17 protein-coding genes and 1 pseudogene are annotated in these 16778 nt (G+C 36.2%); 12 read left to right on the top strand and 6 right to left on the bottom strand.

The genetic code is table 11. The features are described 5' to 3' along the window. Positions 1 to 226: 226 nt before the first annotated feature. Together B3297_RS17735 and B3297_RS17740 are read right to left on the bottom strand one after the other, a co-directional pair. Positions 227 to 472, bottom strand: coding sequence for a hypothetical protein (locus B3297_RS17735; RefSeq protein WP_286779206.1), 246 nt, complete (start codon positions 470 to 472; stop codon positions 227 to 229). Continuing rightward, on the bottom strand, positions 448 to 915 hold the full coding sequence (locus tag B3297_RS17740; protein ID WP_159333010.1) for a hypothetical protein: 468 nt from the start codon (positions 913 to 915) through the stop codon (positions 448 to 450). Before B3297_RS17740 ends, B3297_RS17735 begins: the two co-directional genes overlap by 25 nt. Positions 916 to 1260: 345 nt before the next feature. Here B3297_RS17740 and B3297_RS17745 point away from each other — a divergent pair, with 345 nt between their 5' ends. Continuing rightward, positions 1261 to 1974, top strand: coding sequence for a metallophosphoesterase (locus B3297_RS17745; protein WP_139144988.1), 714 nt, complete (start codon positions 1261 to 1263; stop codon positions 1972 to 1974). Positions 1975 to 2082: 108 nt separating this feature from the next. On the opposite strand, the gene B3297_RS17750 is transcribed toward B3297_RS17745, so the two are convergent. After that, entirely contained in the window at positions 2083 to 3066 is a 984-nt protein-coding gene (locus tag B3297_RS17750) for an Rpn family recombination-promoting nuclease/putative transposase (protein ID WP_070565937.1), read from the bottom strand. Positions 3067 to 3481: 415 nt separating this feature from the next. Here B3297_RS17750 and B3297_RS17755 point away from each other — a divergent pair, with 415 nt between their 5' ends. The 3 genes from B3297_RS17755 (at position 3482) to B3297_RS17765 (ending at position 6893) form a co-directional block, all read left to right on the top strand. Further along, the gene (locus B3297_RS17755) at positions 3482 to 4294 is read left to right on the top strand and encodes a helix-turn-helix domain-containing protein (RefSeq protein ID WP_070565939.1); all 813 of its coding nucleotides are present in this window, start codon (positions 3482 to 3484) and stop codon (positions 4292 to 4294) included. Between the two features lie 97 nt (positions 4295 to 4391). Next, a complete protein-coding gene (locus tag B3297_RS17760) occupies positions 4392 to 6071 on the top strand; it encodes an alpha/beta hydrolase-fold protein (protein WP_070565941.1) in 1680 nt (559 codons plus the stop codon). 294 nt (positions 6072 to 6365) lie between these two features. Then, positions 6366 to 6893, top strand: coding sequence for a hypothetical protein (locus B3297_RS17765; RefSeq protein ID WP_286779207.1), 528 nt, complete (start codon positions 6366 to 6368; stop codon positions 6891 to 6893). A gap of 84 nt (positions 6894 to 6977) precedes the next feature. Here the strand turns inward: B3297_RS17765 and B3297_RS17770 are convergent, their stop codons facing one another. Further along, complete coding sequence (locus tag B3297_RS17770; protein WP_286779208.1) at positions 6978 to 7304, bottom strand: hypothetical protein; 327 nt, start codon at positions 7302 to 7304, stop codon at positions 6978 to 6980. Positions 7305 to 7711: 407 nt separating this feature from the next. Between B3297_RS17770 and B3297_RS17775 the strand changes: the two genes are divergently transcribed. After that, positions 7712 to 8182 (top strand): DUF1963 domain-containing protein, encoded by a 471-nt coding sequence (locus B3297_RS17775; protein ID WP_070568840.1) that lies wholly within the window; start codon positions 7712 to 7714, stop codon positions 8180 to 8182. A 382-nt stretch (positions 8183 to 8564) separates the two neighbouring features. After that, a complete protein-coding gene (locus B3297_RS17780; protein ID WP_028069684.1) occupies positions 8565 to 8747 on the top strand; it encodes a hypothetical protein in 183 nt (60 codons plus the stop codon). Between the two features lie 779 nt (positions 8748 to 9526). On the opposite strand, the pseudogene B3297_RS17785 reads toward B3297_RS17780, so the two are convergent. Next, positions 9527 to 9739, bottom strand: a pseudogene (locus B3297_RS17785) (transposase); the annotation flags it as partial. 526 nt (positions 9740 to 10265) lie between these two features. On the opposite strand from B3297_RS17785, the gene B3297_RS17790 reads away from it, so the two are divergent. The 6 genes from B3297_RS17790 (at position 10266) to B3297_RS17815 (ending at position 15825) form a co-directional block, all read left to right on the top strand. After that, complete coding sequence (locus B3297_RS17790) at positions 10266 to 10559, top strand: putative quinol monooxygenase (protein ID WP_070566204.1); 294 nt, start codon at positions 10266 to 10268, stop codon at positions 10557 to 10559. 749 nt (positions 10560 to 11308) lie between these two features. After that, positions 11309 to 11905, top strand: a complete 597-nt coding sequence (locus tag B3297_RS17795) for a Crp/Fnr family transcriptional regulator (RefSeq protein WP_070565712.1) — start codon at positions 11309 to 11311, stop codon at positions 11903 to 11905. A 173-nt stretch (positions 11906 to 12078) separates the two neighbouring features. Continuing rightward, a complete protein-coding gene (locus B3297_RS17800; protein ID WP_070565714.1) occupies positions 12079 to 12675 on the top strand; it encodes a hypothetical protein in 597 nt (198 codons plus the stop codon). 189 nt (positions 12676 to 12864) lie between these two features. After that, positions 12865 to 14112, top strand: coding sequence for a helix-turn-helix domain-containing protein (locus tag B3297_RS17805; protein WP_070565716.1), 1248 nt, complete (start codon positions 12865 to 12867; stop codon positions 14110 to 14112). Positions 14113 to 14203: 91 nt separating this feature from the next. Next, a complete protein-coding gene (locus B3297_RS17810) occupies positions 14204 to 14899 on the top strand; it encodes a hypothetical protein (RefSeq protein WP_070565717.1) in 696 nt (231 codons plus the stop codon). A 20-nt stretch (positions 14900 to 14919) separates the two neighbouring features. Beyond that, entirely contained in the window at positions 14920 to 15825 is a 906-nt protein-coding gene (locus B3297_RS17815) for a hypothetical protein (protein WP_139144976.1), read from the top strand. A 45-nt stretch (positions 15826 to 15870) separates the two neighbouring features. Here B3297_RS17815 and B3297_RS17820 read toward each other — a convergent pair whose 3' ends face one another. Beyond that, the gene (locus B3297_RS17820) at positions 15871 to 16728 is read right to left on the bottom strand and encodes a helix-turn-helix domain-containing protein (RefSeq protein ID WP_070565720.1); all 858 of its coding nucleotides are present in this window, start codon (positions 16726 to 16728) and stop codon (positions 15871 to 15873) included. Positions 16729 to 16778: the final 50 nt, after the last annotated feature.

Below are 16778 nucleotides of genomic sequence, written 5' to 3' on the forward strand. Positions count from 1 at the left end.
CAGATCAACCCCCTGTCTCGGTAATGACAGCATTCTATTATCAAAAAGTTTTTCCATGATCGTCCACACCTGTCGCACCGTCCGTTATCATTGCTGCAACTTGGGTGATTTCTAATTTTGGAAAAGACTTTATAATATTTATTCATTTATGAGGATGAGGAGTAACTCGGCCTTTTTTTGTTTTTAAAACCAAACAGGATTCGCCCCGCCCAGACTCAAGGTTTTTTTATTCGTCATAGCCCAACTCATCGAGGATAATAACAAGTTCATCGGTGGTCAACCAGCTCGTATTGTTACATAGCATTACCCAATCGCCACTGCGAAAATCTACATTCATTATAAAAAACCGATCAATCATAATTTGCAAGGTTCCACCACCATGCAAAACAGAAACCTCAACCACTTGCTTCTGACCACACACGTCACATTCGAACTTTATATTCTTTTTCATCGAATATCGTCCTTTATCCACTTTAATTCTCCACGCTGGATCATGGCTATATATTTTTGCACGTGATCATCGGTCAATAAGCAATTGTCGTCAAGGTGATAATTGAACTGTTTAGTGAAGGTGTCATAATGAATACTTCCTACATAAGCATTATTGAGGTATATATGCCAAAGGCTGTATTTCTTGGCCCGAACTTCCACTACCTGGCGTTTTCCATGATGATAAAACAACTCAGGCACATCAGTATCAAAGCGAAGTATAAGGGCGTCAATGCACGCTTCCTTGATGTCATCGGCAAGTACACCGTATGCCAATTGCCACTCTCCCTGAGATTTCCTGAAAACATAATGAGCAAGACCATTTTTGTTGTAAAGATGATAATCTTTCATGCCCATGCTTTTATCATGCACGGTAATTTGAGCGTACATTACCCGATTTCGGCAAAAGATTTCTAGCGGTTTCATTACACAATATTACTAATATTATTAGCAACATTGTATACCGTACAGATATTTAGGGTTTCCCATTTTTTATATGTAATCGGATGTATTAAGCCTATCCTAGCCCGATAATAGCATTATGGGAAACCTTAGTCTATATTAAGATTGGAATTGACGTAAGCCGTCGCTACGCGGACAGCTTACCATAAGCGACTTGGTTAAACAGCTCCACTTTCGTATCTTCGATACGGCTACGTTACTTCGCAAAGTCGCCGCTCTACATATACAATGCTAAAAACTACCGTACATACATTCAACGACCTTGACAAATGGTTGTCCGACAACTTCTATTTTGAAGACGGACACGTTTTGGCAATAAAAGAAAATCCGCTTGAAATTATTGTTGGTTATAATGTGAAAGCAAATTATAAGGCAAATTCAGAAAGACACATCTTGCCTTTCAAAATTATTCCATCAAAAATTTATGAATGGACTTTTGACATAGATGTAACAAATGTTGGTGACGACAATTACATTGAATATATTGAAGCATGGGAAGTTGAAAATGGAATTTGCTTAGAGTTCGCTACACCTGCGATTTTTCGACTTGTTACAAACAGCCTTGAAATTGAAGAACAAGAACTAATAAAAACAACATTTAAGCCTTGGACAAGTGAGAAGGAAATATATTTGACCGCTGACCTTTCTGAAGTTCCGAGACCTTTATTTTGGAAAGAAAAATTAAGCAAATACGGACACGACATTCTGTTTCGTTATTATTCAGGTGAAGAAAGACAACCAGAGCAAGTTCCTTATCCAGACTATCAAGGTTACTATATACAACTTGCGGACAGAATTAGCTCGACACAAGAAGGTATTTTTCTCAAGCATATTAAAGTAGAAAACGGAAAATTTAGTTTGAATTTTGAAAACAAGGACGATAAATTGAAAAATGTTTGGAACGACTTAACAGCAATTCTTGCAGAATTTCCTAATGCTCAAATCAAAAGCGGAAATTGCGAGTTTACCGGGACAAAATGGAAACAATATTTAGCGGACAAACTATTACCGACAACAGAATAACAGGAAGCACAGCATATAACGGGAGACTGTAACATAAACTGTGTCAACCAATTTAATCGGCTCGTGCCATTCATCTATTGGTGGAGCAGTCATCCAAAATAAAGAAACTTAGAGTTTTTCGACCTCTTCGACAGAAAGCCCTGTGCCCTTAGCAATATCAGCTATAGGTAGCCCCATTTCCTTAAATGCTTTAGCAGTCTCAAGAGCTTTTTTACGCTCTCCTTCTGCTAGTCCTTTGGCTTTACCTTCTGCTAGACCTTTGGCTTTACCTTCTGCTAGACCTTTAGCTTTACCTTCTGCTAGGCCTTTAGCGTGACCTAAAGATTCTCCGGATTTCTTGGCCGAATTAAATACGCTCTCAGCATCACGCTTATGTTTTAAACTTGCTTCGTATGACATTAGCTCCTCCTCCGTTAGTTTACCTATCTCTCCTATCTCAAAGATAAGACCAAATATTCTTTTATCCAAAAATGTTGGCAATCTATCCATGGTACTCAAGTGTTTAAGTAAGTACAACCACTGATCCATAACTGTCTTTAGTTCTTCTGGCTGTTTATTAAATAATGGAAGCGAAATCATTTTATATCCCAATTTATCATAGAATATTTCTTTGGTCAATTTGTCACACAGCGCAACATCATAGAAATAAGGCCGCTCTGTGACACGAGATATACCGGTACTACCATTTCTATCCATGTGAAACTCCAAAATACCAATAAAGTAAACCTCCGGTAGGTAATAATCACTACCCTTCTTACCTCGCGCTAATTGTTTATTGATGAGACGTGAGGTATAGTACACTGCACGGTCCTTAAAAAATTCTTGAAAGAGCTGCTGCATCTCAATGATGAAAACCTCACCATCGCTGCCGATACAATGTAAATCAAATACAACACGACGCATTCCCTCATAATCACCATCATGTTCTACAGGCTTATATCTTAGATCCGAAATTATCTTCTCTCCCTGAAACAGACTATTGAGAAACTCAATCAGTAAGATTTTGTTGTCCTCCCTACCAAAGTAAAATTTCCAACCGAAATCGGTACGTGGATCTACATACCTACCCAAATGTTTTTTTGATCTAGCCATAATTTTTATTAATTGATTATCAGACAAATATATAACAATAAATTGATTATTGCTAACATATTTAGTAAAAAAACAAGTAAATTATATGGATAGTCAATCACATGAGCTGAAAAATTACAGACAGACTATTCTTTATCAAATTTTATGAGTTATTTAGTATGTAATAAATTAGCACAATAACCTAGTAAATAATATCGATTATGTATAAATTACTTTTAATCACTTTTCTTAGCGTTTGATAGTGAATTATATTAGACTAAAGTAGCCCTTTGCTAAGCGCTAATCTCCAGCAAAGCTGTTTAGGTTTTTTTCCAATCTCCATTATTATTTAGACGATCAGATATATGTTGATTTAGCATTAACTTTTTTTCTTATTTTTGAAATTATTGCAGATTTGCGAGGTGGAAAGTTAAAAATGAAGGAATTATTTCAAACGTTCAAACCAAAAAATCCTATAGTCAAAAAGTATGTTGATTATTACTATTTGGACATTAAACCAAATAATGTGATCAATAAATTCCTATGTTTCCCCCATTTTAATAATACAATTTCAATTTATAGATATCATGTGAGATTGGAAAATGGAGAAATAAAATTTGATGATAACGCAAACCCATTTCAGATTTTCACCCCTATTCGGCAAAAAGTACTTAATGTAAAACAATCTGGAACAGTTTACAGAATCGTCATTGTATTTCATCCTTTAGGTATCCAGCAATTTTACGAAAATTTAAATTTTGCAGATTATATAACAGATTACGAGTTTTTCAGTCCAGAAGAACTAAAAGAAATCTTTTCTACAACTCAAACAAAACATATTTCAGATTTTTTAGACAACGCTTTATTACATCGTTTTAAAAAATTTGAGAGCCCAATTTTAGAACAAGCAATTCAATATATTTTCAGTAATGACGAGAAAATATCTGTCACAGAACTTTCAACTTACATTGGAATCAGCAGACAACATTTAAACAGATTATTTCAATTTCATTTGGGAGTTTCCATAAAAAAATTTTACGAAATAGTTCTTTTTAGGCAGTCCGTCAACAAGAAACTTTTTGAGAACCCTGAAAGTAGCTTCACTGAAATTGCTTATGAGTTTAATTTCAGCGACCAATCTCATCTTAATAAAATCTATAAAAATCTGGTTGATAATTCACCTAGAAACTTTTTTAGCAAAGGAACTATTTTAGGAAAAGAAGATACTTTTTGGCATCTGGATCCTTAACGAGTAAAGTTCCATTTTTACAAGTTCGAGTAAAGTTCCATTTTTACAAGTTTCCGAAATAGTTTGTCTGTAGATTTGCCTGATTAAATTTTGATTTATGAGATATTGTATTGTTTTATTTTTAGTTCTGTTAAGTTTATTTGCCCAAGCACAGGAAAATTATTCAACTTTGATTCGAAAAGCGGTCGAAAACAAAAAAAAAGCAAAAGATTCAATTGCGTATCTGCATGCATTAGGATTATACGAGGATGCATTTGCGCGCTTTCCGGATAGTATAGATCAATTTAGCCGCTATAACGCTTCAATCTTAGCCTATAAATTGAATAATAAAGATAAAGCATTTACCTATTTATCTGCGCTGGCAAAGAAGGAAACCGACTGGAAAACTTATCCCGCTTGGAATTATATCATTAGAGATTATGCTTCGGAAGAATATAAAGATCTAATAGGTGACCCAAGATGGCAAATTTTGAAAAGTGATGCTATTAAAAATAAAGATCGTTTTTACATCCAATTAAAAGTAAAGGAAGATGAATTTTTCAGCATAGAGCCAACTAACCTAGATAAATTTCAGGATGAAAAATCTCTTTATGAGAAAATAAAAAACTTTAATCCCTACAAAGCGAAAAAGAATCAGGATTATTCTATTTCATTCAAAATAAACGATTCAACCAAAACTTCGTTTTTTATTCATTTACCAAAAAATTACAATCCTCATAAGAAGTATCCCCTGCTTTTCTTTCTTCATGGTGCAGTAAGAAGTAATGCGTTGATTGATTATCAGTTTGCAGATTGGAATTTAGGTGGTTGGAATAGATATTACACAAAATATGCAGAGCAAAATGATGTCATTTTAGTTTTTCCAAAAGGGAGCAGGCAATACAATTGGATGACATCAAATGAGGGCTTTTTTATGATTCCCGAAATGCTTGAAAGTATCAAGAAAGCAGTCAACGTTGATGACAATAAAGTTTTCATTTCGGGACATTCTAACGGAGGAACGGGGTCGTTTTCATATCTGATGAAACAACCTACACAATTTGCAGGTTTTTACGGATTTAACACTTATCCAAAAATATTTACGGGTGGTACTTTCGTTGAAAATATTAAAAACCGTTCATTTATCAATTTTTCAACAGATGAGGATTATTATTATCCACCAAACGCAAATGATGATTTAACAAAATTAATGAACGGAATAAATGCCGATTACAAAGATTATCGCTACAATGGATTTCCGCATTGGTTTCCACAATTTGACGAATCTGAACCAGCTTATCAGATTCTTTTTAACGACCTAAAACCCCGGAAGAGAAATCCTTTTTCGAAAGAAATATCTTGGGAATTTGATGATGAAAAATACGGAAATATTGATTGGTTTTCTGATATAAAACTAGATACCCTAAGCCGAAAATCAAATTGGCACAAAGAGTTAAATTTCAAAATCAACCAATGGTTGAAATACGACAAAAACGATAGCTTAGTTGTGCAGGAGGTTAATAAAAAAGCTTTTGATTTTCCAAGAAAATCAGGAAAAATAAAAGCTGAATATCAAAACAACATTTTCAGAATTAAAACTTCATCTATTAAATCATTTTCAATCAATATTTCGCCTGAAATGGTCAATCTGAAGAAGAAAGTAAAGGTTTACGTAAATGGTAAATTGTATTTCAATGGAAAAGTAAAGTACAATCGTGAATATATGTTGCAGAACTTTGAAAACAACCAAGACCGAGAACAAATTTGGATAAATCGTATTAACCTTAATATATCCTAAAATATGTACGCGTCCTTTTCATCAAAAGGTTGTTAAAAAGAATATATACAGCTCTTAATTTCAAGATGATGACGCATTGTTAAGGCTACGGTATGGGTTCGAAAGAAGAGTTGGTTACGCGGAAGAACAGTCGATTCGTTCGGCAGTTTTAACAAATTAAAAAAAAGGCCTCCTGAAATGCAGGTCTAAATCAATGCACAGCTTGGAGCGAATCTTGCGAGAGGAGCCAATATGGTAGGAACTAATCCTGGGACTGGAGTGAAGAACTGGGATACTAATTGTAAATAAATTCAGATGCGAAAGGAACAAATAACAGAGCAGTTAAAAGAGTATTATCCGGAGGGTGTTACCCTCGACGATATCATGGCTTATTCCGCTTCAGAAGCTTACAATAACCGGAAACAATGTATTGAATCAGCCTGGTCAAACCGCGGGCAATGGGAACAATTAAAAGAGTCCCTTACCGACCTGTCTGCTGAAATCTGGGACTATTCCTTCTTAGGGGGAAGCCCTTCATATCACTTTTCCTTCCCCCTTGAGCAGAATGAAGACATCTTATACTCTTTATTTGTTAGTGTTATTTTACCCTATTTTGCGATCAGGATAATGCGCCTCCCCGATCGGAAAAAATCATTTACCCCAGTATGCGATACTGATTTTCAGGTATTTGAAAAGCTGACAAAGAAAGTACAACATGTTTTCCCCGAGCATCTGATAATTAAAGACGATAGGTTGCTACAAACAAAGGTTGATATCTTCGAGGCAGATGGGGAAAATCCTCCATCAATACAGCACCTTTTATTCTCGACGATAGAAACATAGTTACAGCAGCACTATTCCGCAGTATTTAGGAAGCCTTAAGATCCTCCCAGACTCGAGGTTTTTTTATTCCTTTTATATCGTTTTTCATCGCATATCGTCCTTTATCCACTTTAATTCTCCACGTTTTATCAGGGCTATATATTTTTGCACCTGATCATCGGTCAATAAGCAATTGTCTTCAAGGTGGTAATTGAACTGCTTAGTGAAGGTGTAATATTGAATACTTCCTACATAAGCATTATTGAGATAAATATGCCAAAGGCTGTATTTCTTGGCCCGAACTTCCACTACCTGGCGTTTTCCATGATGATAAAACAACTCAGGCACATCCGTATCAAAGCGAAGTATAAGAGCGTCAATGCACGCTTCCTTGATGTCATCGGCAAGTACACCGAATGCCAATTGCCACACTCCCTAAGATTTCCTGAAAACATAAAAAGCAAGACCATTTTTGTTGTAAAGATGATAATCTTTCATGCCCATGCTTTTATCATGCACGGTAATTTGAGCGTACATTACCCGATTTCGGGAATCCGTAGCCAATTTATTTATTCGGTAGCTTTAATGAGACAAACAAATTAAGCAATAAAAGCTCCTCTCGTTAACCACCAAAGGAGGCAATCTTAGCCAAATATGTTCATACGTATAAAGCTCACAAGATTGGACAGATTCCTATACCGGTCTATCAAGGATAGAAACTGACTGAAAACACTATCCGCCACTTTTTTATACGAATTATCTCATCGTTTTGGACGTTTCCTCTGTTCCAACTTTGCTTAGAAGATATTGAAATTAGACCTGATATTTTAGCTGATACAATGGTGATTACTGTTTTTATAGCAGAAGAACTTCCAATGGATATAACTGCCAACGGAAATGAATGGCTTTTGCGAGAATATAAAAAATCAGACAAATTAATAATTAAAGAATTAAACAATCCTGATTCAGGACTAAAACCATTTCCCCTAAAACCTTCAAAAATAGAAGAAGATTATCCTGTGTGGGATGGAGGTGGTTTAACAAGTGAAATGGAAGATGAAATATTAAAACTTGAAAATTCGGGAGTAATTGAAGGTTATTATGATACAGCTGACAATCAATATGGACACAAACTTGGAGGTTACCCAAGCTTTTGTCAACCGGGTGTTTATTTTGGTAACGACTTTGAATTTGTATTTCAAATTGCATCCGACGACAAAGCAAATTTGAATATAGTTGATAGCGGAACGATGTATTTTGCTAAAAATGCGAAAACAGAAGAATGGAATTTCTACTGTGCCTTTTATTAAAAAAACAGCAGATAACATCCATTTGGCAAAATCTAGTAACTTTATAAAAGCCCGCAATATTTTATTTTTGCAGCATTGACATTCGAGATATCGAATTCTTTGGTAACTGTACTCTATTTTTGGCTCGACTCCCCTGCACTAGCCATACAACGTGTAAAGAAAAGAGTAGAAAACGGAGGACACAATATTCCATCTGATGTGATAGAAAGACGTTATCATCGTGGTTTAGAAAATTTGTTTAACATTTATATTCCAATATGTGATCGCTGGTTGGTTTTTGATAACATGGATTTAATCCCCGGAATTATTGCTCAGGGTGATAAATTTGGAGAATTCGTTTCAAATAGCGAAATTTGGTCAACACTAAAATCGAAATACTATAATGAACGATAAGGTAAATATTGAAAATATTAATCTTGCTGAACGAATTCGTTTAGGAGTGCAAAAGGCTTTACGAAAACTAGCCGAAGAAAGTGCAGCAAAGGGTGAGAGTTTGGTGGTAAAAGTTGACGGAAAAATACAAGAAGTACCTGCAAAGGAACTACTTATGAATTTACCAAAATAGTTTCTTCTGTAAACTATTTAACTAGGCCCCCGGCTATACGCCAAAAAATCTTTAATTCCTTAACGCGTATATTTATTATCTGGAGTTTCTCTTCTGTCTCTTGATTAAAATAGCCTTACCACTGCATATAAATATCTGATATATCATACCGAGTGGCTTCATGCTTCACTGCTTTTAGATAGACCATCTATTCCTTGGCAAAAATTCCAGTCGGACTTTGACTTCGCCTGCATGTACCCCGAAATCTAAAGCGCTATTCCGTCCCTGTGGTAAATCGATAAAGTTTTCAATGCACCACCATGCTTCGTAATTTGGGGCTAGCGGTATCTCCATAAAAATTCCGATAGCCAGATTCCTCATTTAATGGCGCATCCACTAAATTATAACAAGTGACTTGGCAAAACAGCTCCACTTTCGTATCTTCGATACAGCTACGACAAGTCGCCGCGCCAGTTACCTACAAGCATAACACGACACATCAAGAAAACACAATTGCATTTATGACACCTACGGAAAAACTAACTTCCATTTCGACCGAACAATATATTTAAGAAGATGGCGACGAATATAAAGTAGAATTAAAAGAAGGTTTGACAAATCAACAAATTGACGAATTAGCCAAAGATTGCCAACAGGACAAATTCCGCCAGAGATAAGAGAATTACTAAAATTTGCTAGCGCCTTTGAATTTTTTGGAATTGAAGAAATCACATTTGACGGAGTAGGTCAATTCGGATTTGAAGAGTTTTTTAATAATTCAGTTCAACTAGCAGGAGATGGGCATACATGCTCAACACGTGTCCCTCAAGCTGTTCAGTGATAATTAATTGTCTGTTAGGTACTACTTTAGGCTCGAACCTTACCGATCTATCCCGGCCTGTCTCCAGCTCAAAAGTTCCGGTATTGAGACCTCGGACTGTCTTTTTTGTCTTGCCATTTCGACGATTGCTATTGCCCGAAGCTTTCTTTTCGTTCAAGTGGTTTTCCAGTTGCATACCCAATTTTCATATTTAGTTACATTAAACTCATGTGATATAAATTCATGAAACTTTGTTTATTGATACAAGTTTTTGATACAACATCTTTTAAAATTAATCATGCTAATTAAGGATATCGAATAATCTCAATAAACCTCCGTTTTAATGTCTGAGAGGTTACAAATATGTATTGCTTGACGATAGTTTAGGTTAGATCTTTTCCACATTTTTAACATACTAAACCAAGCCTATGTTAGAACGTTTAATCAACAACAATGGTAAGATAGCGAAGAATTTGATAAAGAATCTTGGGGTGAATTAAAAAGGGTCCATACAATAGCGTTATTTTAGGCATTTTGATGCAGGGATTCTAACATTCTATTACAGTAAGTTAAGATGGTTTTATTGATATCCCCAAAGGCTACGTTATAACGGTAGTTGATCTTTTTTCATAAGTTTTTGAACCAAATAAAAAATCCTAAAAAACTTAAATGAGCTACATTTGTTATAAAAATGTGTAATTTAAAAAAGATAAACATATATGAAAAAATTAGGATTATTAGTTCGACTAGAAGCAAAAGCTGGAAAAGAAAAAAACGTTGAAGAGTTTATTACAAGTGCGTTGCCACTTGCTAATGAAGAAGTCGGCACTATTACTTGGTATGCGTTTCGTATTGACTCTTCTACATTTGGCATTTATGACACATTTTCAGATGAAGAAGGCAGACAAGCACATCTTGGTGGTAAGATAGCAAAGGCGCTTATGGAAAATGCACCAGAATTGTTAGCTAATCCGCCATCTATTGAGAAATTGGACGTTTTAGCCGCTAAATAAACATACCATAATTATTCTAAAATGGAAGTCTGTCAAAGTTCTGTAAATGAATTTGGACAGGCTTCCTTTGTTTACAAAACAGGTTAATGTTCTATCTGCTGTGCTTAGTCTCAATATTTCTTTTCCCTAAAAAGTTTTGAAATCAGGTCCCTATCTGCTTGATTAATGTCTATTGCATCTGTAACCGTTTTTAATAATATATTTATCATAATAGCGACGTATTGGTTCTTTAAAGATCGTAAAAAATTTTATGCCAGGATCAGAAAGTCAAAGGGTGATCGGGATAGCTGGTGTCCTATAACTTAAAGGAAAGCTTGCCGAAGAAAATGCTGCAAAGGATGAGAGTTGATGGTAAAAATTGACAAAAAAACAATAAGCCCCTACAAAGGAGCCACTTATGAAGTGGCCAAAATAGTTCCTTTATTTCGACACTTATAACTTATTCTCAGATTTGGACTTATCTGGAAATTTTATTCGTTGAGGTCGGCCAGGGATCTCGATACGGAATCGGTAGAGATTATTCTCACCGCAGCTACTGGGATAACGCTTCGGTTTCAAAAACGAAACAGGACAATAAATACAGACGACTATTATTGCCGCTACAAATTCAGGCACAATAATACCAAGATAAAATCTATCATATATATCTAGTGGTCATTGATATCGAAATATCCAAAGAAGAAGAAAAATCAATTTTAGCTATTTAAAATATACGTTATATTTATTCGAATATAGCCCCGCTAAAGCAAATGACAGAAACAGAAAAATATCTTGCTGACTTTAAAACAGCTGTTACAAGCGTATATCCCATTTCGGATAAGGCATTTGATTTATTGGCTGAAACGGCCTACATTCAGCAGTTTAAGAAAAATGAAGTTTTACTTAGGGAAGGGCGTGTCGCCAATGACATTTTCTTTGTCTGTAAAGGAGCCTTAAACTCTTATTTTATTGATGAAAAAGGAGCTATCTGGAATAAATGGATTTATTTGGAGAGGGATTTTGCGAGCACAAGATTTTCGGCAATCATAAAAACGCCCAACGATTTTAAACTGCAAGCTATTGAAAACACTACTGTGGTATGTATGCCTTATTATCAAACAAGAGCAGCTATCAATCAAAATGATGAACTAAAAAACCTTTACATTGCCTATTTGGAGAAAAAATGGATCGTCATTAATGAAGAAAGAGAAATTTCTTTACTGACCGAAAGTGCAACCACAAGATATCTCAAATTGCTGGCGGCACATCCGGGAATTGACAGCAGAATTCCACTACAATATATTGCTTCGCACCTGAGCATTACCCCAACACAGTTGAGCCGAATACGTAAAGGGCTAACCAAATAAAAAAATCATTACGCTCAACCTATATAGAGTGCGTTTTCGAAATCACACTTTATTTTTGCTTATTATCAAACAATAATAAAGGATACTATTAAACTCTTTGAAATAGAACGCATCGTACTATTAATTGAAGTTTGGAATAGGAGACCGTAATAATTAACAATTGAAATTAAATTATGCAAACAATTTCCAAAACACTAAAAATATTTCTAACCGCACTTATTCTTTCCAATATCGTACTGATGGCTTGTGTGGTCTACTTTTTTCTGAACAACAAGCACAGTTTAAGTGCTGAAAGAATAGATATCAAGGACAGATCTGGAAATAATCGTGTCGTTATTGCAAACACAGATAACATTCCGCAACCTATTATCAAAGGGAAAACATATAAAAGGGCTTACGCTCCCGCGGGCCTGATTTTCTATGATAAAAATGGAGACGAAAGAGGTGGTTTGGCAATTACCGATAATGAAGAGACTAACCTGAATGCACTTGCATTTGATTATCAGAATGCCGATGCCATTGGTATCCTGGCACAGGATAATAAACACGACAATTATTTCAGGGCTGGTCTATTGATTAATGATAAAGATCTATCCGGTAAGCCGGGGCATAATATTAACCGGATAAACCTACTAACAGAGAATGGGAACGCTTCTTTGGTGATGAAAGATAACAATGAGATACCGAGAATTATTTTAAAGGTGGACAGTCTGGGTAACCCTTCTATCGAAATGTTGGACGATAAGGGAAAAGTGAAATGGAAACAATAAGCTATAATCGAGAACTGTGCTGTCATTGATAAAATCACTATCTCCGCTTAAGCGATCGAAGCATAAACCGAAAAACGAAAAAGCAACCTATATCAGTAATCTCATTCGACAGCAGTTTGATATTGTATCGCATGGAACCCTAACAGATTTATCCGTTTGGATGGACACGGACAAGACCAGTAAAGATCATTGCTAATTTGTAAAAAAAAGCTTACTCGTCGCCCCGCTGTCCGTAAATGGTTGGATCGGGGTACTTATATGGATGATGTAGCACCATTTGATCAATTATGTTTAAATTCACGTTACAATGATAACTTGCTACGGCCCATGATCAATATACTCTATACCTTTCATGCTTTTTCAGCGGGTGCATTTCTGTTGCTCGGCACCTTAATCGTTATGGGTGTCAACCACAGTTGTTCCCACGCAGACCGGTGGCTTGGGACTTGGTATTATTTGATGGCATGCTTATTTACCCAGCTTTTTCTGGAAGGTTTTCATATCGAGAGCAATGGATTGATCCATACGCTGGAACTCCCGCGATGGGCAACACTCCCCTGCTTCTATCTGGCCGTTCACTACATGGTCAAACCAACAGCAACAATTCGGTATTGGGGACTACATTTTGTTCCATTCCTCGCTTTCGTTTTCTTCTCGATCATCTATTTAATACCCGGACTTTTTAATAAACACATCCATCCTCCTCAATTACCGCAATGGATCATCTTTGCTATCAAATATTTCTTTTTTGCACAATGTATCTTTTATTGGATTGCCTGTTATAGGCTCTTCAAAATACACCAGAAAAACATTCGCCAACTATCTTCCTATACGGAAAAGATAAACATGGCCTGGTTGAAGTATCTATTGATCGCGCTCTTATTGATGATTGTTGCCCGCCTGCTGGCTATGGTATATATAGTTTTTAGTGCTGTCGCCCCAATTTTATATTTTATGGGCACTGTGGCACTTGCCTACGCAACGTTAACACAACGGTCAATTTACACAATTGAGTCTACAGAAAACCTCATCAACGAAGCGGAGCATAAAAAGGTTAAAGCCGAAGAGCGGCTGACAGCAAAACAAGTAGACGCATTAAAAGAAAAACTAGTACAGAAAACAGCAGCTGAAAAGCTATATCTCGACCCGGCTTTGATACTATCATCCCTCGCGGAGCATATCGGAATCAATCCGCATGATCTGTCGTACATCATAAACAATGGGCTGGAAAAAAATTTTTACCAGTTTATCAACGGGCTTCGAACGGAGGAAGCGAAAATACTTTTATTATCCGAAGAGGCCAAGCTACTTGATATGTTTGGAATCGCAATAAGGGCAGGTTTCAATTCAAGAACAACCTTTTATGCCAGCTTCAAAAAAGCAACAGGCATTACGCCGACAGAATATATGAAAGTCAATAGTAAACAATCAAACTAACCCGACGCAATGAAGTTTGTTCGATTGCATCCATTCGGACGGTTAGCCTATCAAAAAGACCTACTCTTGTATCAAATCAACAAAAGAAATTATGATACAATACACCAAACCAAGCGGGTACTCGAGAGCGATCCGCCAATTTTCCAAAGCAACATATGGTCTTCTGGTGGGAGCATGTTGTCTTTTTGCTTCGATTGATACATTTGCCCAGTCCGCCTCTAAAGATAGCCCCCAGCAACAACAGTTGGTTCCGCTAAAATCATTTCAAGGTTACTACCAGCTACCCAATAAAGTAGCTTTCATTGCTTTCGAGGAGCAAGATAACAACCTGTATGCGACACAGCTGTGGGATCAGAAAAAAAGATATCAGCTGGTCCGTAAAGATGATACGCATTTTGAATCCAAAAATGAAGGCTACGCCATAGAATTTTTAAAGGATGATTCCGGCGATTTTAGCCAAACCAAGATACTGGGTAGGATTTTATGTGAGCGCGTGCCATTTGACCCCACTAAAATCGCGAGTTTAACCGCATCTCAACTGAAACAACTTGCCGGAACTTACCTCAAGGTAAATGATAACAACTTTAAGATTCAAATAGATCCCTCCTCAACAGGCCTAACGCTTACGCAATCGTGGGATAACAAAACAATTTCATTTACCCCACGATCGGAATTTTTCTTTCTAAATGATGATGGTACCTTCCCATTGACATTTTCTGTTGCCAATGGAAAGGTGGAGCAAATGCAGTGTTTCGAAAATGATGTCTGGCTAAAGACGGACCAATAATCCTATTCAAGAAAAATAATATGAACAGATCTATTGTCTGCTTATTCCTTCTGCTAATAGGTACCTTTGGGTTAAGTGCCCAACAGGTGGCGGATGAAAAGTTTCATTATCCCATCACCGATCCGCTGGTGCGGATCGGTGATGGACCGCTACTCCTATTTGACGAGGCACACAACAATCCGGTTACTTTGAGAGGAGCCTACGCTCCTTTTTCAGATCTTCTGCAAGCTGATGGATATCGCCTCCGAAGTGCCAAAGAAAAAATCTCTTACGATCAATTAAAGGAAGTGAAAATTTATATCAGCATAAATGCCTTATATAATCCAGAAAACTGGAAATTACCCACCTATTCAGCCTTTACCGATCAGGAGATAGAAACACTCAGTCAATGGGTATTTGATGGCGGAAGCCTATTTCTAGTGACCGACCACATGCCTTGTGCCGGATCTGTACAAACGCTTGGTGCGGCATTTGGGATTCATATCGTGAACGGTTTTGCCTTACCTAAGAATGGACGTCCCGAGATCTTTTCAAAGGATAGAGGCACACTGTTATCCAATGAAATAACCACTGGATCAGGTAAGGAAATAGACAGTATCATGTGCTGGGGTGGAACAGGCTTTATCATACCAACGAAGGCACATATTATTTCTTTATTAAATGAAGAATATGACATCTACCTACCCAATGATGCGAATCAGATAAAAAGACCTATTCCAGACAATATTCCCCGATTGTCGGGCAAAGGGTTTGCAAACGGCGCTTACCTGCAATTTGGGAAAGGGAGAATTGTGGTATTCGGAGATGGTGCTCCTTTTTCGGCACAACTCCATGGCATCAAAAGTGAAAAACGAGGAATGAACCATCCTGCCGCAACACAGAATGCGCAATTTTTGCTCAATATAATTCATTGGCTTGACCAATGACCTGATTTGGCTAGTCTAATGCTGATTCCTCTAGAAATAAATTTGTCATATAATTGATATACGATAGTCGAGTGGACTAATTCTTGTTTTCTTTTTAAACAGTCTGGTTAATGACTGAGGTTGATCAAATTGCATTTTTTTAGCGATTTCAGCTACTGATAAATCAGTTTCAGCAAGTAATTCCTTTGCTATTTTAACAATAAAATTGTCAATATGATACTGTGCTGTATTTTTAGAAGTTTTTAAAGAAACATCATTGAGAAATCGTGTTGTACAATTTAGTTTCTTGGACAATAATGTTAAACTAGGAAGTAAAAACAAGCATTTTCTTTTGTTATCAAAAAGAGTGTGCAGCTCGCTCATGAAATCTTTTTGTAACGCGCTAAACTCATTCAGCTTATCTTCCATTAACTGTTGATAAAACCTTTGCATATGTTGTAAAAGCAAATCAAGATAAGAAATAAGTATTTTAGACTGCGTTTCACTCATGGGCATCTTAGTCTCGAGGTCTATCAGTTCAAAGATATTTTTTATAAGTCTATAATCGTTATTCGATAAGATCATCGATTCCTGAATGGAGTATTCTAGAAACCCAAATTCTTTCAATTTATTTCGCAGACTATATCCTGTAAATAGATCTGAACGGAATGCAAAATAAGCCCCTTCTTTAAAATATCCTCTTAGTTCTTGAACCGGAAAATACTGGCTGCTGAAAAATAATAAGATATGTTGTCCACGATGATCCTTAGTTGAACATCCAAACACAATCAAGAAATATTTATCATCAATCCATCTTTTGGCAGAATCAAAAAATTGCTCCTCATTTCTAAAATTGTCAAAATAATAACTGAAGCTTGCACTGAAAGCATTTTGAAATTCATTATTATTACCTGTATTTATCATATTTTATTTTTTCTTCGAGACTTTGCGCGTTATTTTTTTATTGAATTATT

The sequence above is a fragment of the Sphingobacterium sp. UBA3519 genome (genome assembly GCF_002377215.1).
In the GTDB taxonomy this organism is placed as follows: Bacteria; Bacteroidota; Bacteroidia; order Sphingobacteriales; family Sphingobacteriaceae; genus Sphingobacterium; species Sphingobacterium multivorum.

What these genes read in the sequence shown, in the direction of transcription:
- B3297_RS17750 (WP_070565937.1), bottom strand. Translation starts at nt 3,066, where the DNA reads ATGGCTAGATCAAAAAAACATTTGGGTAGGTATGTAGATCCACGTACC.
- B3297_RS17775 (WP_070568840.1), top strand. Translation starts at nt 7,712, where the DNA reads ATGGTGATTACTGTTTTTATAGCAGAAGAACTTCCAATGGATATAACT.
- B3297_RS17795 (WP_070565712.1), top strand. Translation starts at nt 11,309, where the DNA reads ATGACAGAAACAGAAAAATATCTTGCTGACTTTAAAACAGCTGTTACA.
- B3297_RS17740 (WP_159333010.1), bottom strand. Translation starts at nt 915, where the DNA reads ATGAAACCGCTAGAAATCTTTTGCCGAAATCGGGTAATGTACGCTCAA.
- B3297_RS17790 (WP_070566204.1), top strand. Translation starts at nt 10,266, where the DNA reads ATGAAAAAATTAGGATTATTAGTTCGACTAGAAGCAAAAGCTGGAAAA.
- B3297_RS17760 (WP_070565941.1), top strand. Translation starts at nt 4,392, where the DNA reads ATGAGATATTGTATTGTTTTATTTTTAGTTCTGTTAAGTTTATTTGCC.
- B3297_RS17800 (WP_070565714.1), top strand. Translation starts at nt 12,079, where the DNA reads ATGCAAACAATTTCCAAAACACTAAAAATATTTCTAACCGCACTTATT.
- B3297_RS17810 (WP_070565717.1), top strand. Translation starts at nt 14,204, where the DNA reads ATGATACAATACACCAAACCAAGCGGGTACTCGAGAGCGATCCGCCAA.
- B3297_RS17755 (WP_070565939.1), top strand. Translation starts at nt 3,482, where the DNA reads ATGAAGGAATTATTTCAAACGTTCAAACCAAAAAATCCTATAGTCAAA.
- B3297_RS17815 (WP_139144976.1), top strand. Translation starts at nt 14,920, where the DNA reads ATGAACAGATCTATTGTCTGCTTATTCCTTCTGCTAATAGGTACCTTT.
- B3297_RS17765 (WP_286779207.1), top strand. Translation starts at nt 6,366, where the DNA reads ATGCGAAAGGAACAAATAACAGAGCAGTTAAAAGAGTATTATCCGGAG.
- B3297_RS17820 (WP_070565720.1), bottom strand. Translation starts at nt 16,728, where the DNA reads ATGATAAATACAGGTAATAATAATGAATTTCAAAATGCTTTCAGTGCA.
- B3297_RS17780 (WP_028069684.1), top strand. Translation starts at nt 8,565, where the DNA reads ATGAACGATAAGGTAAATATTGAAAATATTAATCTTGCTGAACGAATT.